Annotated in this window: 17 protein-coding genes; 8 read left to right on the top strand and 9 right to left on the bottom strand. The window is 71.9% G+C overall.

Features of this window, described 5'->3' with window-relative positions; genetic code table 11:
• Positions 1-20: 20 nt before the first annotated feature.
• The 3 genes from ACIBL4_RS27120 to ACIBL4_RS27110 all read left to right on the top strand — a co-directional run bounded on the left by ACIBL4_RS27120 (position 21) and on the right by ACIBL4_RS27110 (position 1,725).
• Entirely contained in the window at positions 21-536 is a 516-nt protein-coding gene (locus tag ACIBL4_RS27120; protein WP_399414423.1) for a YbaK/EbsC family protein, read from the top strand.
• Entirely contained in the window at positions 533-1,378 is an 846-nt protein-coding gene (locus tag ACIBL4_RS27115; RefSeq protein WP_399414422.1) for an EamA family transporter, read from the top strand. Before ACIBL4_RS27120 ends, ACIBL4_RS27115 begins: the two co-directional genes overlap by 4 nt.
• A gap of 71 nt (positions 1,379-1,449) precedes the next feature.
• Complete coding sequence (locus ACIBL4_RS27110) at positions 1,450-1,725, top strand: DUF1876 domain-containing protein (RefSeq protein ID WP_399414421.1); 276 nt, start codon at positions 1,450-1,452, stop codon at positions 1,723-1,725.
• Positions 1,726-1,758: 33 nt separating this feature from the next.
• Here the strand turns inward: ACIBL4_RS27110 and ACIBL4_RS27105 are convergent, their stop codons facing one another.
• The 6 genes from ACIBL4_RS27105 to ACIBL4_RS27080 form a co-directional block, all read right to left on the bottom strand.
• Positions 1,759-2,922, bottom strand: a complete 1,164-nt coding sequence (locus ACIBL4_RS27105) for a serine hydrolase domain-containing protein (RefSeq protein ID WP_399414419.1) — start codon at positions 2,920-2,922, stop codon at positions 1,759-1,761.
• A 35-nt stretch (positions 2,923-2,957) separates the two neighbouring features.
• The gene (locus ACIBL4_RS27100) at positions 2,958-3,404 is read right to left on the bottom strand and encodes an organic hydroperoxide resistance protein (RefSeq protein WP_399414418.1); all 447 of its coding nucleotides are present in this window, start codon (positions 3,402-3,404) and stop codon (positions 2,958-2,960) included.
• A 127-nt stretch (positions 3,405-3,531) separates the two neighbouring features.
• A complete protein-coding gene (locus tag ACIBL4_RS27095; RefSeq protein ID WP_399414417.1) occupies positions 3,532-3,993 on the bottom strand; it encodes a MarR family winged helix-turn-helix transcriptional regulator in 462 nt (153 codons plus the stop codon).
• On the bottom strand, positions 3,990-4,760 hold the full coding sequence (locus ACIBL4_RS27090; protein WP_399414416.1) for an energy-coupling factor ABC transporter ATP-binding protein: 771 nt from the start codon (positions 4,758-4,760) through the stop codon (positions 3,990-3,992). Before ACIBL4_RS27090 ends, ACIBL4_RS27095 begins: the two co-directional genes overlap by 4 nt.
• Positions 4,748-5,509 carry a cobalt ECF transporter T component CbiQ gene (gene cbiQ / locus ACIBL4_RS27085; RefSeq protein WP_399414415.1) on the bottom strand — a complete coding sequence of 254 codons (762 nt, stop codon included), beginning with the start codon at positions 5,507-5,509 and terminating at the stop codon, positions 4,748-4,750. The genes ACIBL4_RS27090 and cbiQ overlap by 13 nt, the downstream gene beginning before the upstream one ends.
• A 1-nt stretch (position 5,510) precedes the next feature.
• Positions 5,511-6,605: an energy-coupling factor ABC transporter permease gene (locus tag ACIBL4_RS27080; RefSeq protein ID WP_399414414.1), complete on the bottom strand. Its 1,095-nt coding sequence runs from the start codon at positions 6,603-6,605 to the stop codon at positions 5,511-5,513.
• Positions 6,606-6,774: 169 nt separating this feature from the next.
• Between ACIBL4_RS27080 and ACIBL4_RS27075 the strand changes: the two genes are divergently transcribed.
• The gene (locus tag ACIBL4_RS27075; RefSeq protein ID WP_399414413.1) at positions 6,775-7,140 is read left to right on the top strand and encodes an SsgA family sporulation/cell division regulator; all 366 of its coding nucleotides are present in this window, start codon (positions 6,775-6,777) and stop codon (positions 7,138-7,140) included.
• A 36-nt stretch (positions 7,141-7,176) separates the two neighbouring features.
• Here the strand turns inward: ACIBL4_RS27075 and ACIBL4_RS27070 are convergent, their stop codons facing one another.
• The 3 genes from ACIBL4_RS27070 to ACIBL4_RS27060 form a co-directional block, all read right to left on the bottom strand.
• Positions 7,177-8,850 carry a penicillin-binding transpeptidase domain-containing protein gene (locus ACIBL4_RS27070; protein ID WP_399414412.1) on the bottom strand — a complete coding sequence of 558 codons (1,674 nt, stop codon included), beginning with the start codon at positions 8,848-8,850 and terminating at the stop codon, positions 7,177-7,179.
• A gap of 96 nt (positions 8,851-8,946) precedes the next feature.
• A complete protein-coding gene (locus ACIBL4_RS27065) occupies positions 8,947-10,578 on the bottom strand; it encodes a penicillin-binding transpeptidase domain-containing protein (RefSeq protein WP_399414411.1) in 1,632 nt (543 codons plus the stop codon).
• Between the two features lie 132 nt (positions 10,579-10,710).
• Positions 10,711-12,456, bottom strand: a complete 1,746-nt coding sequence (locus ACIBL4_RS27060) for a dolichyl-phosphate-mannose--protein mannosyltransferase (RefSeq protein ID WP_399414410.1) — start codon at positions 12,454-12,456, stop codon at positions 10,711-10,713.
• Between the two features lie 112 nt (positions 12,457-12,568).
• On the opposite strand from ACIBL4_RS27060, the gene rsmI reads away from it, so the two are divergent.
• The 4 genes from rsmI to ACIBL4_RS27040 all read left to right on the top strand — a co-directional run bounded on the left by rsmI (position 12,569) and on the right by ACIBL4_RS27040 (position 16,684).
• Positions 12,569-13,417: a 16S rRNA (cytidine(1402)-2'-O)-methyltransferase gene (rsmI, locus tag ACIBL4_RS27055; RefSeq protein ID WP_399414409.1), complete on the top strand. Its 849-nt coding sequence runs from the start codon at positions 12,569-12,571 to the stop codon at positions 13,415-13,417.
• A 284-nt stretch (positions 13,418-13,701) separates the two neighbouring features.
• The gene (locus ACIBL4_RS27050) at positions 13,702-14,130 is read left to right on the top strand and encodes a hypothetical protein (RefSeq protein WP_399414408.1); all 429 of its coding nucleotides are present in this window, start codon (positions 13,702-13,704) and stop codon (positions 14,128-14,130) included.
• Between the two features lie 81 nt (positions 14,131-14,211).
• Positions 14,212-15,123, top strand: coding sequence for a TatD family hydrolase (locus tag ACIBL4_RS27045; RefSeq protein ID WP_399414407.1), 912 nt, complete (start codon positions 14,212-14,214; stop codon positions 15,121-15,123).
• A 130-nt stretch (positions 15,124-15,253) separates the two neighbouring features.
• Positions 15,254-16,684 carry a ubiquitin-like domain-containing protein gene (locus ACIBL4_RS27040; protein WP_399414406.1) on the top strand — a complete coding sequence of 477 codons (1,431 nt, stop codon included), beginning with the start codon at positions 15,254-15,256 and terminating at the stop codon, positions 16,682-16,684.
• Positions 16,685-16,760 lie beyond the last annotated feature (76 nt).

The following is a 16,760-nucleotide window of genomic DNA, read 5'->3' as shown; positions in this document are numbered from 1 at the left end:
CGTACCGCTAGCGTGCCCGCATGACGACGACTGACGCCACGGACGCCGAGAACCCCGGAGCGCACCCCCGTTTCGCCGAGGCCCTGCGGGAGCTGGGGATCGGGGACCTCGTGCCCCAGGTCCGCCGGTTCCCGGAAGCCACCCGCACCGCCGCCGAGGCCGCCGCCGCGCTCGGGTGTGAGCTGAGCCAGATCTGCAAGTCGCTGATCTTCGCCGCGGACGGCGTGCCGGTGCTCGTCCTCATGGACGGGGCCTCCCGGGTCGACCTCGAGCTCGTACGCAAGGAGCTCGGGGCGGACAAGGTCACGCGGGCCAGGGCCGATGTCGTGCGCGAGACCACCGGGTACGCCATCGGCGGGGTGCCGCCCTTCGGGCACCGGACGAGGACGCGTGTGCTCGCCGACCGGTCCCTCCTCGGGCACGACGTCGTCTGGGCCGCCGCCGGGACGCCGTACGCCGTGTTCCCCATGCCGCCCTGCGACCTCGTCACCCACGCCGGCGCCACCCTCGTGGACGTGCGCGAGCTCTCCGCGTGACACCCCTGGTCACCGCCGCCGTCCTGCTCGCCGCCGTGACGCACGCCAGCTGGAACGCCATCGCGCACCAGATCACCGACAAGCTGGCCGGGTTCGCGCTGATCTCGGGCGGCGGGGTGGTCATCGGGCTGGCCCTGGCGCCCTTCGTGGCGTTCCCGGCGGCCCGGGCATGGCCGTATCTGCTCGGCTCCGCCGTCATCCACATCGCCTACTACGCGCTGCTGATGAAGTCCTTCCGGCTGGGCGACTTCGGGCAGGCCTATCCCATCGCGCGCGGCACCGCACCGCTCGTCGTGACCGTGCTCGCCGCCGTCTTCGCGCACGAGGTGCCCGACGGGTGGGCCGCCGCCGGTATCGCCCTGTCGTGCGCGGGGCTGACCGGCGTCGCCGTGTGGGGATTGCGCGGGCGCCGGCCCGACTGGGCGGCGATCGGGGCGGCCCTGGCGACCGGCCTGACGATCGCGGCGTACACCGTCGTCGACGGACTCGGCGTGCGGGCCTCCGGCTCCTCCCTCGGGTACATCGCCTGGCTGATGGCCGTGCAGGGTGTCGTGATCCCCGCCTACGCCGTGAGCCGCTGGGGGCCGGAGACCGTGGCCGTGCTCCGGCCGTTCGCCGGAGTCGGGCTCATCGGGGCCGCCCTCTCCGTCGCCGCCTACGCCCTCGTCCTGTGGGCCCAGACCAAGGCCGAGCTCGCACCCATCGCCGCCCTGCGCGAGTCGTCGATCATCGTGGGCGCGGCGATCGGGGCCGTGCTCTTCAAGGAGCGGTTCGGGGCGCCGAGGATCGTGGCGGCCGGGCTGCTCGTCGCCGGGATCGGGCTGATGCTGCACACCGGATAGTCCGGGTCGGACGGGTGCGCATCCCCCTCCTGAGGAGGACCCTGGAACTAGGCGTTCCGGAGGTGATCGACATGATGCACACCAGTGTCGGATGGCACGTCGAGATGGAGTTCCGGGAGGACGACCAGCACACCCAGGCGGTGGCGATGGTCCGGCTGCCCGACGGCACCGAGGTACGGGCGCGCGGGCACGCCAGCCGGCACCGGACCGACCCCAATCAGCCCAGAGTCGGGGAGGAGATCGCCGGCGCCCGGGCACTCAACGAGCTCGCCATGCAACTGCTGACCAAGGCGCACGAGGAGATCGACCAGGCGTCCGGGCGGACCTCCCACCCGATCCACGTCTAGAGACGTCCAGGACATTCAGGGCATCCAGGACGTCTAGAGCCTCAGTGCTCCCCGCACCGCCCGCACCAGCCCCTGCGCCCGCGGATCCGCCGTCACCGTCTTGCGGAAGCCGTTGGTGACATAGCCGAACGCGATCCCGGTGTCCGGGTCCGCGAAGCCGAGGGCGCCGCCGCGGCCCGGGTGGCCGAAGGAGCCCGGTGTGAGGAAGGGAGAGGCGCTGCTGTGCAGCATGTAGCCGAGGCCGAAGCGGGTGCCGACCACCAGGACGCGGTCGGGGCCCGCCGACTCCTCGGCCCGGGCCAGCTCGACCGTCTCCGGCGTGAACAGGCGTGCCGCGCCGGCGGTGTCGCCGATCAGCGTCGCGTAGAAGCGGGCCAGTCCCTCCGCCGTCGCGATGGCGTTGGTCGCGGGGAGGGCCGCCGCGCGGTAGGCCGGGTCGTTCTGGTCCGGGAACGGGGTGATCGCGGCGAAGGCCCGGCGGGTCAGGGAGGCCGGGTCCTCGTAGGCCGCGGTGACCGAGCGCTTCGGGCGGGTGCGCAGGCCGCCGGCCGGCTCGGGTCCCTCGACGCGGCCCACGCGTCCGACCCGGTCGGCCTCCGCGTCCGGCAGGCCCAGCCAGAGGTCCAGGCCCAGCGGGCCGGTGAGCTGCGCGGCGAGCCATGCGCCGGCGCCCTGCCCGGTCACGCGTCGCACCAGTTCGTCGAGCAGCCAGCCGTAGGTGAGCGCGTGGTAGCCGTGGTCGGTGCCGGGTTCCCAGGCGGGGGCCTGGGCGGCGACCGCCTCCGGGCCCCGCAGCGGGTCGAGGGCCTGCTCGGGGGTGAGCGGGTGGTCGAGCACGGGCAGGCCGGCCCGGTGGTTCAGGACGTGCCGGACGAGCACCCGCTCCTTGCCCCGCGCCTTGAACTCCGGCCAGTAGTGGCCCACCGGCGCGTCCAGGTCCAGCTGCCCGCGCTGGTGCAGCAGCAGGAGTACGGCGGCGGCGACACCCTTCGTCGCCGAGCGCACGACCTGGGCGGTGCCGCGCTCCCAGGAGGCCGTGCCGTCGACGTCCCTCGTGCCGGCCCACAGGTCGACGACCCGCCGCCCGTCCCGGTAGACGGCGACCGCCGCGCCCCGCTCCCCGAGCTCGGCGAAGTTCCGCACGAACGTGTCCCTGACCGGCTCGAAGCCCTCGGCCACTGTGCCGTGCACGTCCACGTCCGTACTCCTCGTCTCGCCGACTCGATCCCCTTTCAACCAAGCACGATCGTCACGTCGATGTTCCCGCGGGTCGCGTTCGAGTACGGGCAGACCTCGTGGGCCGCGTCCACCAGCTTGCCCGCGAGGTCCGGGTCGAGGACGGGCAGCGAGACGCTCAGGGCGACCGCGAGGCCGTAGCCGCGCTGCTTGTTGGGGCCGATGCCGACCTTCGCGGAGACCGTCGAGCCGGTCAGGTCGTAGCCCTCGCGGTTGCCGACCAGGATCAGCGCGTTGTGGAAGCAGGAGCTGTAGCCGGCCGCGAAGAGCTGTTCCGGGTTGGTGCCGGCGCCGTCGCCGCCGAGCTGCGGGGGCATCGCGACCTTGAGGTCGATCTGGCCGTCCTGGCTGGTGACATAGCCCTCGCGGCCGCCGTGGGCGGTGGCCTCGGCCACGTACATGATCTTCGTCGGGCGGGTGTCGACGGCGGCGGCGTCAGGCATGGCTGGATCCCCCAGAACAGGTCGCACTAATACATCGCGCACAAGGTACCGGCCAGTAGGAAAGCGTCCGCTCAGCAGGGGGTGATAACCGGGGGTAACGGGCGATCAGTGCGGACGGTTCGGGCGATCAGTGCGGGCGGTTCGAGGCCGCCTGCGATTTCTCCGCCAGCCGCCACAGCTCCTCGCGCAGACGCGTGACCTCCGGTGCGGCGAGCCCCGTCGCCGCGAGCAAGGCGCCCGGTACGCACGCCGCGCGGTCCCGCAGCCCCTCCCCGCGCTCCGTGCAGGCGACCAGCACCGAGCGCTCGTCGTGCGCCGCGCGCTCCCGGCGGACGAACCCCAGGCTCTCCAGCCGCTTGAGCAGCGGCGACACCGTGCCGTAGTCGAGCCTCAACGCGGCGGCCAGCTCCTTGACCGTGGTCTCACCGCGCTCCCACAGGACCAGCAGGACCAGGTACTGCGGATAGGTGAGGCCGAGCTCGTCGAGGAGGGGCCGGTAGACGGACGTCACCGCCCGCTGGGCCGCGTACAGCGCGAAGCAGAGCTGGTCGTCCAGCAGCAGCGAGCCCTCGGTCTCCTTGTTCGTCACGCGCCCATTGTCACCGAACGCGGATCGAAGCCGAACGGCAGCTCCAGCCGGTGGGCGCGCATCAGGTCCTCGTCGGAGAGCAGTTCGCCGGTCGGGCCGTCCGCCGCGATCACGCCCTCGCTGAGGATCAGGGAGCGCGGGCACAGCTCCAGGGCGTACGGCAGGTCGTGCGTGACCATCAGCACGGTCACGTCCAGCGACCGCAGGATGTCGGCCAGTTCGCGGCGGGAGGCGGGGTCGAGGTTGGAGGAGGGCTCGTCGAGGACGAGGATCTCCGGCTCCATGGCGAGGACGGTCGCGACGGCCACCCGGCGGCGCTGCCCGAAGGAGAGGTGGTGGGGCGGGCGGTCCTTGAACTCCGCCATGCCGACCCGCTCCAGGGCCCGGTCCACGCGCTGCTCCAGCTCCGGCCCCTTCAGCCCGGCCGCCGCGGGCCCGAACGCCACGTCTTCCCGGACGGTCGGCATGAAGAGCTGGTCGTCCGGGTCCTGGAAGACGATGCCGACCCGGCGCCGGATCTCCGCCATGTGCTGCCTGCCGACCGGCAGTCCGGCCACCTTCACGGCGCCGGTGCCGCCGCTGAGGATGCCGTTGAGGTGGAGCACGAGGGTCGTCTTGCCGGCGCCGTTCGGACCGAGCAGCGCGACCCGCTCGCCGCGCGCGATCGAGAAGTCGACCCCGAAGAGGGCCTGGTGCCCATCGGGGTAGGCGAAGGCCAGTCCGGCCACGTCCAGGGAAGGCGTCACATCAGCAGTCACAGGGTCCATCCCAGCAGACACACGACGAGGGCCGCGCAGGGCAGGGCGAGGGCGTACGACCACTGCGCCCGGGACGCGGTCACCTCGTCGATGACCGGCATCGAGCCGGCGTATCCGCGGCTGACCATGGCCAGGTGCACGCGCTCGCCGCGCTCGTAGGAGCGGATGAACAGGGCGCCCGCGGACTTGGCCAGGACGCCCCAGTGGCGGACGCCCTTCGCCTCGAAGCCGCGGGATTCCCGGGCGATCCGCATGCGCCGCATCTCGTCGGTGATGACGTCGCCGTAGCGGATCATGAAGGAGGCGATCTGCACGAGGAGCGGCGGGAGCTTGAGCCGCTGCAGGCCGAGGAGCAGTTCGCGCAGTTCGGTGGTGGCGGCGAGGAGGACGGAGGCGGCGACGCCGAGAGTGCCCTTGGCGAGCACGTTCCAGGCGCCCCACAGGCCGTTGACGCTCAGGGACAGACCGAGGACCTCGATCCGCTCGCCCTCCGCCACGAACGGCATCAGCACCGCGAACGCGACGAACGGCACCTCGATCAGCAGCCGCCGCAGCAGGAACCCGGCGGGCACGCGCGCGACGTACGCCACGGTCCCGAGCAGGACGGCGTACAGCCCGAAGGCCCACATGGCCTCGCGCGGCGTCGACACCACGACCACCACGAAGGCGAACACGGCGGCGAGTTTGGTGTGCGGCGGCAGACCGTGCACGGGCGAGTGCCCGTGCCGGTAGAGCTTGTGCGCGTGCCCCGCTCCCATGTCAGACGCTCGTGGTGCTCGTCGAGTCCGTGGTGCTCGTCGAGTCCGTGGTGCTCGATGTTTCCGACGGGGAGACGTCGTCGGCACGGCGGCGGCGGACGACCCAGAAGACCGCACTGCCCGCGACGACCGTGACGCCCACGCCGATGACGCCCGCCAGCCCGCCGGACAGCCGGGCGTCGTCGACGTCCTTGACGCCGTAGTCGGCGAGCGGGGAGTCCGCGACGGCGTGCTCCTCGGTCTTCTTGTCGATGCCGTGGTCGGCGGCGACCTTCTCCAGGCCGTCCGGGTTCGCGGAGGCGTAGAAGCTGACGAACCCGGCCAGGACCAGGGAGGCGGCCAGGCCCGCGGCCCACACCTTGCGGTGCGAGGTCCGGGCGGCCACGGGCGCGGGCTCGGCGCCGGGCGCGTCGACGAGCTCGCCGTTCACCCGCAGCTTGAGCTTCTGCGTCAGCCCGCGCGCCCCGTACACCAGGTCCGGGCGGACGGCGATGACCGCGCCGACGGTCAGCGCGGTGATCACGGCCTCGCCGATGCCGATCAGGACGTGCACGCCGATCATGGCGGTGGCGACCTTGCCGATCGACACGTCGGTGGTGCCGCCGACCGCGTACATCAGCGTGAACGCCAGGGCGGCGGCCGGGACGGAGACCAGGGCGGCGACGAACGAGGCCACGGTGACCGACCGGCGGGTGCGGGGCAGCACCTTCACCAGGCCGCGGAAGAGGGCGTAGGCGACGACCGTGGTGACGATCGCCATGTTGGTGATGTTGACACCGAGCGCGGTCAGACCGCCGTCCGCGAAGAGGATGCCCTGCATGAGCAGGACGACGGAGACGCACAGGACCCCGGTGTAGGGGCCGACGAGTATCGCGGCGAGCGCACCGCCGAGCAGATGGCCGCTGGTCCCCGCCGCGACGGGGAAGTTCAGCATCTGCACGGCGAAGATGAACGCCGCGACGAGTCCGGCCAGCGGTGCCGTCCGCTCGTCGAGTTCGCGGCGGGCGCCGCGCAGGCTCACGGCGACGGCGCCCGCGGCGATCACACCGGTGGCGGCGGAGGTGGGCGCGTTGATGAATCCGTCGGGTACATGCACTGTTCGATGATGTGGCTTGATGCGAATGCTTTGCAAGAGCGGGATGCTTGTTTTACCTCACGTCCGATATCTCCGGCCTCCGGGAGCGCGATCCGGAAAATATGCGACATTGGAGAGGGGCTGGACGCACAGTCTCCGCACAGGTAGCGCACGGTGAAGGGTCCGTCCGATGTCCGTAGTCGAGCAGTACGCGCGAGCCCACATCGTCACGGACGCGGCCGTCCCGCTGACCGACGAGCTGGAAGCGGTTCCGGTGACGCTGCGGTACGACCCCGAACGCGATCCCCGCAGTGTCCGGATCCGTCTGCCCGGGGCCGGGGGGCGGGAGTGGACCTTCGACCGCCGGCTGCTGGAGGAGGGGCTGCGGGCCCCCACGGGCAGCGGTGAGGTGCGGGTGTGGCCGTGCGGCCGGGTGCAGGCCGTCGTGGAGTTCCACTCCGCGCAGGGCGTGTCGGTGGTGCAGTTCGAGCGGCAGGCGCTGCTGCGGTTCCTGCGGCGGACGTACACGGCCGCCGCGGAACCGGTCACGCACTGAGCCCGGCTCGGGCGTCAGTCCGTCAGGCCCTGAGGTTCAGCCGCCGGCTTTCAGCAGCGCCGCCACGATCGGACCGGCCGTCGAACCGCCGTGCCCGCCCTGTTGGACCACGCCCGCCGCCGCCAGGTCGCCCTTGTAGGCGGTGAACCAGCCGTTCGGCTTCTTCTGGCCGTCGACCTCGGCGGACCCGGTCTTCGCGCCGGCGTCGCCGCCCATCCCGGCCATCGCCTCCGCGGCCGTGCCGTAGTCGGCCGTGTACGCCATCAGTTCACGCAGCTGGGACAGCGTGCCCGCCGACATCGTGCGCGAGGCCGTCGCGAGCTTGCGGCCGTCCACGTCCGGGGAGACCAGGTACGGCTGGCGGAAGGTGCCGGACTCGACCGTCGCCGACACCGACGCCATGTTCAGCGGGTTCATCCGGACGCCGCCCTGCCCGATCAGCGAGGCGGCCATCTGGGCCGCCGACTGCACCGGCACCGCGCCGTCGAAGGACGGCACACCGATGGCCCAGTTGTTCATCCCCAGGCCGAAGACCTGCTGGGCCTGCTTGGTCAGGTCGTCGTCCTTGAGCTTGGGCGCCTGGCTGATGAAGGCCGTGTTGCAGGAACGGGCGAAGCTCGCCTTGAACGTGCCGTCCTTGATCTCGAACTTCTTGTCGTTCTGGAACTTCCAGTGACCGTACGTGAAGTACTTCGGGCACGGGTGCTTCTTGTCCGCCGAGGCCAGGCCCTTCTCGATCAGCAGCGAGGAGGTGATGACCTTCATCGTGGAGCCGGGCGCGAGGGAGCCCTGGAAGGCGGTGTTGAAACCGGGGGAGGCGTTGGCGGCGGCCAGGATCTCGCCGGTCGAGGGCCGCACCACGGCCACCGACGACCGGGCCTTCCTCGCGACCTGCTTCTCGGCTGCCGCCTGCAGCGCCGGGTCCAGCGTGGTCTTCACCGTGCCCGGCGTGCCCTTGCTCAGCTCGAGCAGGGTCTTGTCCGACAGGTCGTCCGACGTGGCGGACTTCCCGCGCACGACCCGCAGCTCGATGCCGGCCTTGCCGCCGGCCTCCTTGCCGTACTTCTCGCGCAGCCCGTCCAGGATGGGTCCGATCGAGGCGTACTTCTGCTTGGTCAGTTCGCCGCCGTCCCGGTCGAGGGCCTTGACCGGGGGCGTGCCCGCCTCGCCGGTGACCAGCTTGTCGCCGTCCTTCAGATCCGGGTGGACGACCGCCGCGTGCCAGTCGACCAGCGGCTTCCCGTCGCTCGTACGTCGGACGACGGTCAGCGCGCTGTCGTACGCCAGCGGCTTCTCGGTGTCCTTGTACGCCACCGTCGCCTTGACGGAGAACGGCACCTTGTCACCCGTGGGCTTGCCCGGGGTGAGGGTGACGTCCTTGATGCGGGCGTCCTTGGCGTAGCCGGTGAGCAGGGACCTGGCCGCCGCCGAGTCGTCGGTGGCTGCGGCGGCCTCGGTGACCTTCCCCGACTGCCAGGCGGTGAGGAAGGTCCGGGCGGTGGTGGTGACCTCGGTCGCCGACAGGGGCCCGGTCTTCACCTCGGGCTTCTGGTCCGTGGAGGCCGCGCGGGTGCCGTCGTCGGCCGACGCGCCGGCGCCGTACAGCGCGTAGGCGCCGAACCCGGCACCGCCGACGACCACGGCGATCATCCCGCCGATCACGGCGGGCCTCGTCTTCCCTCGCTCGGCGACGCGCCTTCTGTTGCCCACTGCTGTCCGTTCCTCCACGAATCCCCAGGGTCCCCGTTGCCCTCGGCTGTCCCAACGACGGCCACCACCCTAGAGTCCCGTCCCGCGGAGGTGAGATCAGCCACCTGTTCGTAGCACGGCTGCGACAATCGGCCCGGCCGCGTCGCCGCCATGGCCGCCCTCCTCGGTCATGGCCGCCGCCGCGATGTCGTTCCGGAACCCGGTGAACCAGCTGTTGGACTTGGCGTTCCCGTCGACCTCGGCGGAACCGGTCTTGGCGCCGATGTCGCCGCCGAGCCCTGCCATGGCCTCCTGGGCGGTGCCCTGGGTCGCGGTGAGCCGCATCATCTGCTTCAGCTGGGCGGCGGTGCTCGCCTTCAGGCCCTCGGCCTGGGCCAGCTGCCGGTCGTCCAGCCTCGGCGAGACGAGATAGGGCTGGCGGAAGGTGCCGGTGATCGCGGTCGCGGTCACCGAGGCCATGTTCAGCGGGCTCATCTGCACCTGGCCCTGCCCGATGGCACCGGCCGCCTGGTCCGGTCCGCCGACCGCGGGGACGCTGCCGTCGAAGGAGACGATGCCGGTCTTCCAGTTGTCCTGCCCGAGCCCGAAGCGCTGCTCGGCCTCCTGGTTCAGCGACGCGTCCGTGAGCGGTTTCTCGTCGATGAGCTTGATGAAGGCGGTGTTGCAGGACCGCATGAAGCTGTCGGCGAGGGTGGCGTTCTCGTTGGGCTTCATGCCCTTGAGGTTGTGGAAGGTCTGGCTCTGCCACGTCGCCGTGGGCGGGCAGGGTGCCGGGCCGCTCATCGAGGTCACGCCGTTGTCGATGAGCATCGCGGCGGTGATGATCTTCATCGTGGAGCCAGGTGCGGTCCGGCCCTCGAAGGCCGCGTTGAAGCCGTCCGTACGGTTGTTCGCGACGGCCAGCACCTCACCGGTGCTCGGCTTGACGGCCACCACCGACGACTGGGCGAACCGCTTGACCGCCTTCTCGGCCGCCGCCTGCGCGCTCGGGCTGATCGTGGTGGTGAGCTTGCCGGGCTTGCCCTCGGCGAGGGTCAGCAGCGGGGTGTCGGGAGCGCTCCCGCTGTGCCGGACGACCAGCTCGATGCCGGCGGAGCCGCCGGCCTTCCGTCCGAACTTCTCGCGCAGGGCGTCCAGGACGGGGCCGAGGGAGGGGTACTTCTCCTTCGTCAGCTCCGAGCCGTCACGGCCGACCGCCTCGATGGGCGGGCTGTCCGACCGCTCCGTGACGAGGGTGTCGTCCTTCTTCAACTCCGGGTGCACGACGGACGGCTGCCAGTCGACCAGCGCCCGCCCGCTGGTGAGGCCGCGCACGACCGTCAGCTTGCTGCTGTAGCTCAGCGGCTCCGACTTCCCGCCGTAGGCCACCTTCGCCTTCACCGTGAAGGGCACGGTGGTGCCGGCCGCCGTGCCGGGCGTGATCTTCACATCGGTGATGTGCGCGTCGTCCCCGAAGGCGGTCAGCAGCTGCTCGGCGGCCGCGTCGTTGTTCGTGTACGACGCCGCCGTCGCGGCCTCGCCCTTCTCCCAGGCCGCGAAGAACTCGGCCGTGGTCTTTCCGACCTCGTCCTTGCCGGGCGGCCCCGACTTCTTCTCCGCGGCCACCCCGCTCGTACCGCCCCCGTCACCGCTCAGCGCGCTCATGATGTTGTAGGCCCCGTACCCGGCCCCGCCCACCATCACCGCGAACACACCGCCTATGACGGCGGCCTTGACCCCCCTGCCCATGAGGCGGTCCCCTCCCCGTTGAGCTTCACACGCTCCTTTGAACGTGTTCAGAAAGCTCGATCCGGGAGCACTCTATGCACAAGCGGTTGCTGTCGGCACAGGCGTTTTCGATTTTTGACCGAAGGCAGGCGGCTAGACCCACGTGTCCAGCCACATTCGCGCCCGCCAGTCGTCGATGGGGATGGCGGTGCCGGTGTACAGCGGCCAGAAGTAGATGAAGTTCCACGCGATCAGCAGGACGAGGACGCCCGCGGCCGTGGCGCCGACGACGCGGCGGGTGTCGGTGGAGCGGGGCGGGCCGATGATCGCGCCGAGGAGCATGGCCACCGCCAGGCACAGGAACGGCAGGAAGACGATGGCGTAGAAGAAGAAGATCGTGCGCTCCTGGTACATGAACCAGGGCAGGTAGCCGGCCGCGATGCCGCAGGCGATGGCGCCCGCGCGCCAGTCGCGGCGCAGCAGCCAGCGCCACAGGACGTAGAGGACCGCGAAGCAGGCGACCCACCACAGCAGCGGCGTGCCGAGGGCCAGGACCTCGCGGGCGCACTTCTCGCCGGCGTCGGCCGGGCAGCCGTCCTTGCCGGGCGCGGGCGACTCGTAGAAGTACGACACCGGGCGGCCCAGGACCAGCCAGCTCCACGGGTTGGACTGGTAGGTGTGCGGCGAGGACAGGCCGACGTGGAACTCGTACACCTGGTGCTCGTAGTGCCACAGGCTGCGCAGCCAGTCGGGCAGGAACGTCCAGTTGCCGCCCTTGCCGTCGGTCGCGGCCCAGTTGCGGAAGTAGCCGCCCTTGCCGTCCGTGGCGGAGAGGATCCAGCCGGTCCAGGACAGCACGTAGGTGACGATCGCGACCGGGACCGTGGCGAGGAACGCCAGACCCGTGTCGCGCCGGAGCACCGCCGAATACGGGTGCCGGGCGCCGGCCACCCGGCGCGAGCCGACGTCCCACAGGACCGCCATCAGGCAGAACGCGGCCAGGATGTACAGGCCGTTCCACTTCGTGGCGAAGGCCAAGCCCAGCATCAGGCCCGCCGCCCAGCGCCAGGGGCGCCACCCCAGGCGGGCCGTCTCGGCGACGTACCGGTCGGGCCGGACCCGGCCGTCGGCGTCCACCGGGAGCGCCGCGGCGAGTTTCCCGCGCGCCTGGTCCCGGTCGATGAGCAGACAGCCGAACGCGGCCAGCACGAAGAACATCAGCACGCCGTCGAGCAGCGCCGTGCGGCTCATCACGAAGTGCAGGCCGTCCACCGCCATCAGCGCGCCCGCCAGGCACCCCAGGAACGTGGAGCGGAACAGTCGGCGCCCGATCCGGCACAGCAGCAGCACCGACAGCGTGCCGAGCAGCGCCGTCATGAACCGCCAGCCGAACGGGTCGAAACCGAACAGCAGCTCACCGAGCCCGATGACGTACTTGCCGACCGGCGGATGCACGACGTACGCCGCGTCCGTCGGGATCGTCACGTGCCCGCCCGACGAGAGGACCAGGTCGTTGGCGTTCTTGTCCCAGTTGACCTCGAAACCGCGGTGGACGAGCGCCCACGCGTCCTTGGCGTAGTACGTCTCGTCGAATATCACCGCCTTGGGGTTGCCCAGGTTCCAGAACCGCAGCACCCCCGCCAGCAGCGTGACGAGCAGCGGGCCGATCCACCCCGACCAGCGCACCAGCCGCCCCGCGAGCGTGTGCGGGATGCCGAGCGCGGCCCACAGGCGCGGGCCGGGCTCGGTGTACGGCGGCACAAGCCGGTCACGGACGTCACCGGCGTCGCTTCGTGGCTGCTGGTAGCCGAAGCGGCGCAGCCGCTGCTGCCAGGACGGCCGCTGCTCGTGCGGCGCCTGGTCCTGACGGGTGTCCGTGGAGGACGCGGTACTGGTCACCGCGCCATCGTAGGGAACCGTGCTGTGTGAGTCCCGTGCATGGCCGGTATGCGTCCCCATCGTCCGCCCCTGGGAGGAGTGTGCGTCCCCGGCCCCTGGGAGGATGGAGGGCGTGACCGGAACCCTCGTACTCGCAGGCACCCCCATCGGCGACATCGCGGACGCCCCGCCCCGGCTCGCCGAGGAACTGGCCGGAGCCGATGTCGTCGCCGCCGAGGACACGCGGCGGCTGCGGCGGCTGACCCAGGCGCTCGGCGTCACACCCAAGGGGCGGGTGGTGTCGTACTTCGAGGGCAACGAGACCGCGCGGACCCCGGAACTGGTCGACGAACTGGTGGGCGGGGCGCGTGTGCTGCTCGTCACGGACGCCGGGATGCCCTCGGTGTCGGACCCCGGTTACCGGCTGGTCGCCGCCGCCGTGGAGCGGGACGTCCGGGTCACCGCCGTGCCCGGGCCGTCCGCCGTGCTCACCGCGCTCGCGCTGTCGGGGCTGCCCGTCGACCGGTTCTGCTTCGAGGGGTTCCTGCCGCGCAAGGCGGGGGAGCGGCTGGGGCGGCTGCGGGAGGTGGCCGGGGAGCGGCGCACGCTCGTCTACTTCGAGGCTCCCCACCGGCTCGACGACACGCTCGCGGCGATGGCCGAGGTCTTCGGGGCCGACCGGCGGGCCGCGGTGTGCCGGGAGCTGACCAAGACGTACGAGGAGGTCCGGCGGGGCGGGCTGGAGGAACTCGCCGCGTGGGCCGCGGAGGGTGTGCGCGGGGAGATCACCGTCGTGGTGGAGGGGGCGCCTGAGAAGGGGCCCGAGGAGATCGGGCCCGAGGAGCTCGTGCGGAGGGTCCGGGTGCGGGAGGAGGCGGGGGAGCGGCGCAAGGAGGCCATTGCCGCGGTGGCGGTCGAGGCCGGGGTGCCGAAGAGGGTGGTGTTCGATGCGGTGGTTGCCGCGAAGAACGCGGCGGGGTAGCCGGGTTCGGGGTGGGGGCTGGAGTGGTTTGCGGGGCGCGGGTGGGGTGTGGTTGAGCGCGCAGTTCCCCGCGCCCCTAAAAGACGACTAACCACCCTCTGAGCAGGGCGCATGTCGGATGAGCGTGCGCCCCATGGGTGGGCAAAGGTGATCTGCCTGTGAGGCAAGGGACGCTCAAATCGGGGCCAATTAGTCGACAGGTCTGCTGCCATCGGTCCGGCTGAGGAGTCCACTGGGTTGCGGGGGCGGAATCGTCCTCACGCCACAGCGGAACAGGAGCTGGCATGAGTGAGATCACAGGGCAGACCGGGCTCCGCGCCGGTGCGAGTGCCGTCGTCAACGAGTCGTACTCCTTCGCGTGCATGCGCTGCGGGTACGGCTGGGAGCAGTCGTACGAGATTGAGCACCACACGGACGCCACGGGGCACGAGTTCGTCCTCTACGTGGCGGACGGGCAGGTCGTGCCCTCCCCGCTGAGCAAGCCCACGTGCCAGAACTGCGACGGACACATCGTGCGGATCATGCGGCCCGGGCGGGTCGAGTCCGCGCGCAACGCGGCGCACCGGCCCCACCGCGTGCCCCCGCAGGCCGGCCCTGTGGAGGCCCCGACGGCGGACGCCGAGGCCGAGGGCACGGGCGAGCAGGAACAGCGCGAGGACCACCACTGGCACCTGTCCGACCTGCTGCACCCCTTCCAGCGCAAGGCGAGCTGACCCGTCCGGCTCCCTTGTCGGTACGCCCTCCCCGCTCCTCCCCCGTCGGGGAGGGCGTACCCCTTTCGTAGGATCGGGGGCATGTCTTCGAACGACTCCGGCAAGCACGCCGCGCCCCCGCTCCCGGAACCCCTCCGGGTGCCGGTCGCCGACTCCCACACCCACCTGGACATGCAGTCCGGCACGGTCGAGGAGGCGCTGGCGAAGGCGGCGTCCGTCGGAGTGACGACCGTCGTGCAGGTCGGCTGCGACCTCAAGGGCTCCCGCTGGGCGGCCGAGACGGCGGCGGCGTACGACGCCGTCCACGCGACGGTGGCCCTGCACCCGAACGAGGCGCCCCGGATCGTCCACGGTGACCCTGGGGGCACCTCCCAGCCCCCTGGGGCTGGGGGAGGCCGGTCGCGGCAGGGCGCCCGCGAATCCGGCGGCCAGGCCGCCCTGGACGAGGCGCTCGCCGAGATCGACCGGCTGGCCGCGCTGGAGCAGGTCAGGGGCGTCGGTGAGACGGGCCTCGACTACTTCCGCACCGGCCCCGAGGGCAAGGAGGCGCAGGAGAGGTCCTTCCGCGCCCACATCGAGATCGCCAAGCGGCACGGCAAGGCCCTGGTCATCCACGACCGCGAGGCCCACGACGACGTCCTGCGCGTCCTGAAGGAGGAGGGCGCCCCCGAGCGGACCGTCTTCCACTGCTACTCCGGCGACGCCGAGATGGCGCGGATCTGTGCGAGCGCCGGCTACTTCATGTCCTTCGCCGGCAACGTCACCTTCAAGAACGCCCAGAACCTGCGGGACGCGGTGGCGGTGGCCCCGCTGGAGCTGCTGCTGGTGGAGACGGACGCGCCCTTCCTCACGCCGGTGCCGTACCGCGGCCGGCCCAACGCCCCGTACCTCGTGCCGATCACGGTGCGGGCCATGGCCGAGGTGCGCGGCATCGGCGAGGACACGCTGGCGACGGCTCTCGCGGCGAACACGGCACGGGCGTTCGGTTACTGACCCTCCCTCCCGCCTCACCGTACGACTGTGCGTAGTCGCGTCGCTTTGGAGAGTGACGAACGCTCCGCTAGGTTCTGGGGGCCCGATCCGGACCCCTCTGGACCCCCTCCGGCCCCTGGAGCGTGTCGGCGTGAGCAACTCGCGGTACGAGACATACGAGACGTACAACACGTACGAGACGTACGAGGCGCACAAGGCCTACGAGCCGGCCGGCCCGGCCTACGCGGACACGCTGTACGGCGGTTCCGACGCGCCGCCCGCCGATCCGCACAGCGCCGAGACGCTCGGGTACGGGACGACTCCCGCGGCGCCCGCCGCCTACGAGGACACCTACCGGCCCGCCTACGAGGTGCCTGCCCCGCGCACCTCGCGCGCGGAGGCGCGCGCCGAAGCCCGCGCCGCCTCGCGCACCGGCTCGCACCGGCGGTCCGCGCACCGGCGCAAGGCGCGGTACGCCGAGCGGCCGGGCGACGGCTCGATGCGGCGGCTGCTCCCGCAGGCCCTGGTCGTCGCCTTCCTGGCGGGCGGCACCACGGCGTTCGTCGCCAAGGACAAGGCCATCGAGCTGAACGTCGACGGCAAGGCGCGCACGCTGCACACCTTCGCCGACGACGTCACCGAGCTGCTGGCCGAGGAGGGCGTCGACCTCGGCGCCCACGACGTGGTGGCGCCCCGCCCCGGCACGGAGATCGCCAGCGGCGACGAGGTCGCCGTGCGCTACGGCCGCCCCGTGCGGCTCACCCTCGATGGACAGCGCAGCGAGGTGTGGACGACGGCGCACACCGTGGAGGGGGCGCTCCGGCAGCTGGGGGTGCGACAGGAGGGCGCGTACGTGTCCACCTCGCGCTCTCGGCGTATCGGGCGGGAAGGTCTCGCGCTGGACGTGCGGACCGAGCGCACGGTCACGATCATGGCGGACGGCCGGGCCCGCACCGTCCGCACCAACGCGGCGACCGTGCGGGAGGCCGTCGAGGAGGCCGGGATCACCCTGCGCGGCCAGGACACCACGTCGGTCCCGCAGGGGAGCTTCCCGCGCGACGGGCAGACCGTCACGGTGCTGCGGATCACCGGCGGCAGGGAGGTCCGTGAGGAGCCGATCCCGTTCCAGGTGCGGCGGACCGACGACCCGACCCTGTTCCGCGGCACGGAGGTCGTCGAGGAGGCGGGCCGGCCCGGCCTGCGCCGGGTCACCTACTCCGTGCGCACCGTCAACGGCGTCAAGCAGAAGCCGCGCCGGATCAGGTCCGAGGTGGTGCGCGAACCGCGCCTGCAGCTGGTGAAGGTCGGCACGAAGCCGCGACCGGCGTCCGTCGAGGGCGCCGACCACCTGGACTGGCAGGGCCTCGCGGCCTGCGAGTCCGGTGGCCGCCCCGACGCGGTCGACTCGTCGGGCACCTACGGCGGCCTGTACCAGTTCGACACCCACACCTGGCAGACCCTCGGCGGCAAGGGCCGCCCCCAGGACGCCCCGGCGGCGGAACAGACCTACCGCGCGAAGAAGCTGTACGAACGGCGGGGAGCCAGCCCTTGGCCGCACTGCGGGGGCCGCTTGCACGGGTGACCCAGCCTGCGGGCGCCGGTCCCACCCAGCTGCCGCACGCTGCCGTGGCCGCCTTAGCTGCGGGCAGTCGTGCCTC

Origin of the sequence: Streptomyces sp. NPDC050416, from assembly GCF_044458845.1 — a bacterium.
Taxonomy (GTDB): domain Bacteria; phylum Actinomycetota; class Actinomycetes; order Streptomycetales; family Streptomycetaceae; genus Streptomyces.
The sequence above is the reverse complement of the archived record's forward strand: the minus strand, read 5'-3'. Positions and strand labels throughout refer to the sequence as shown.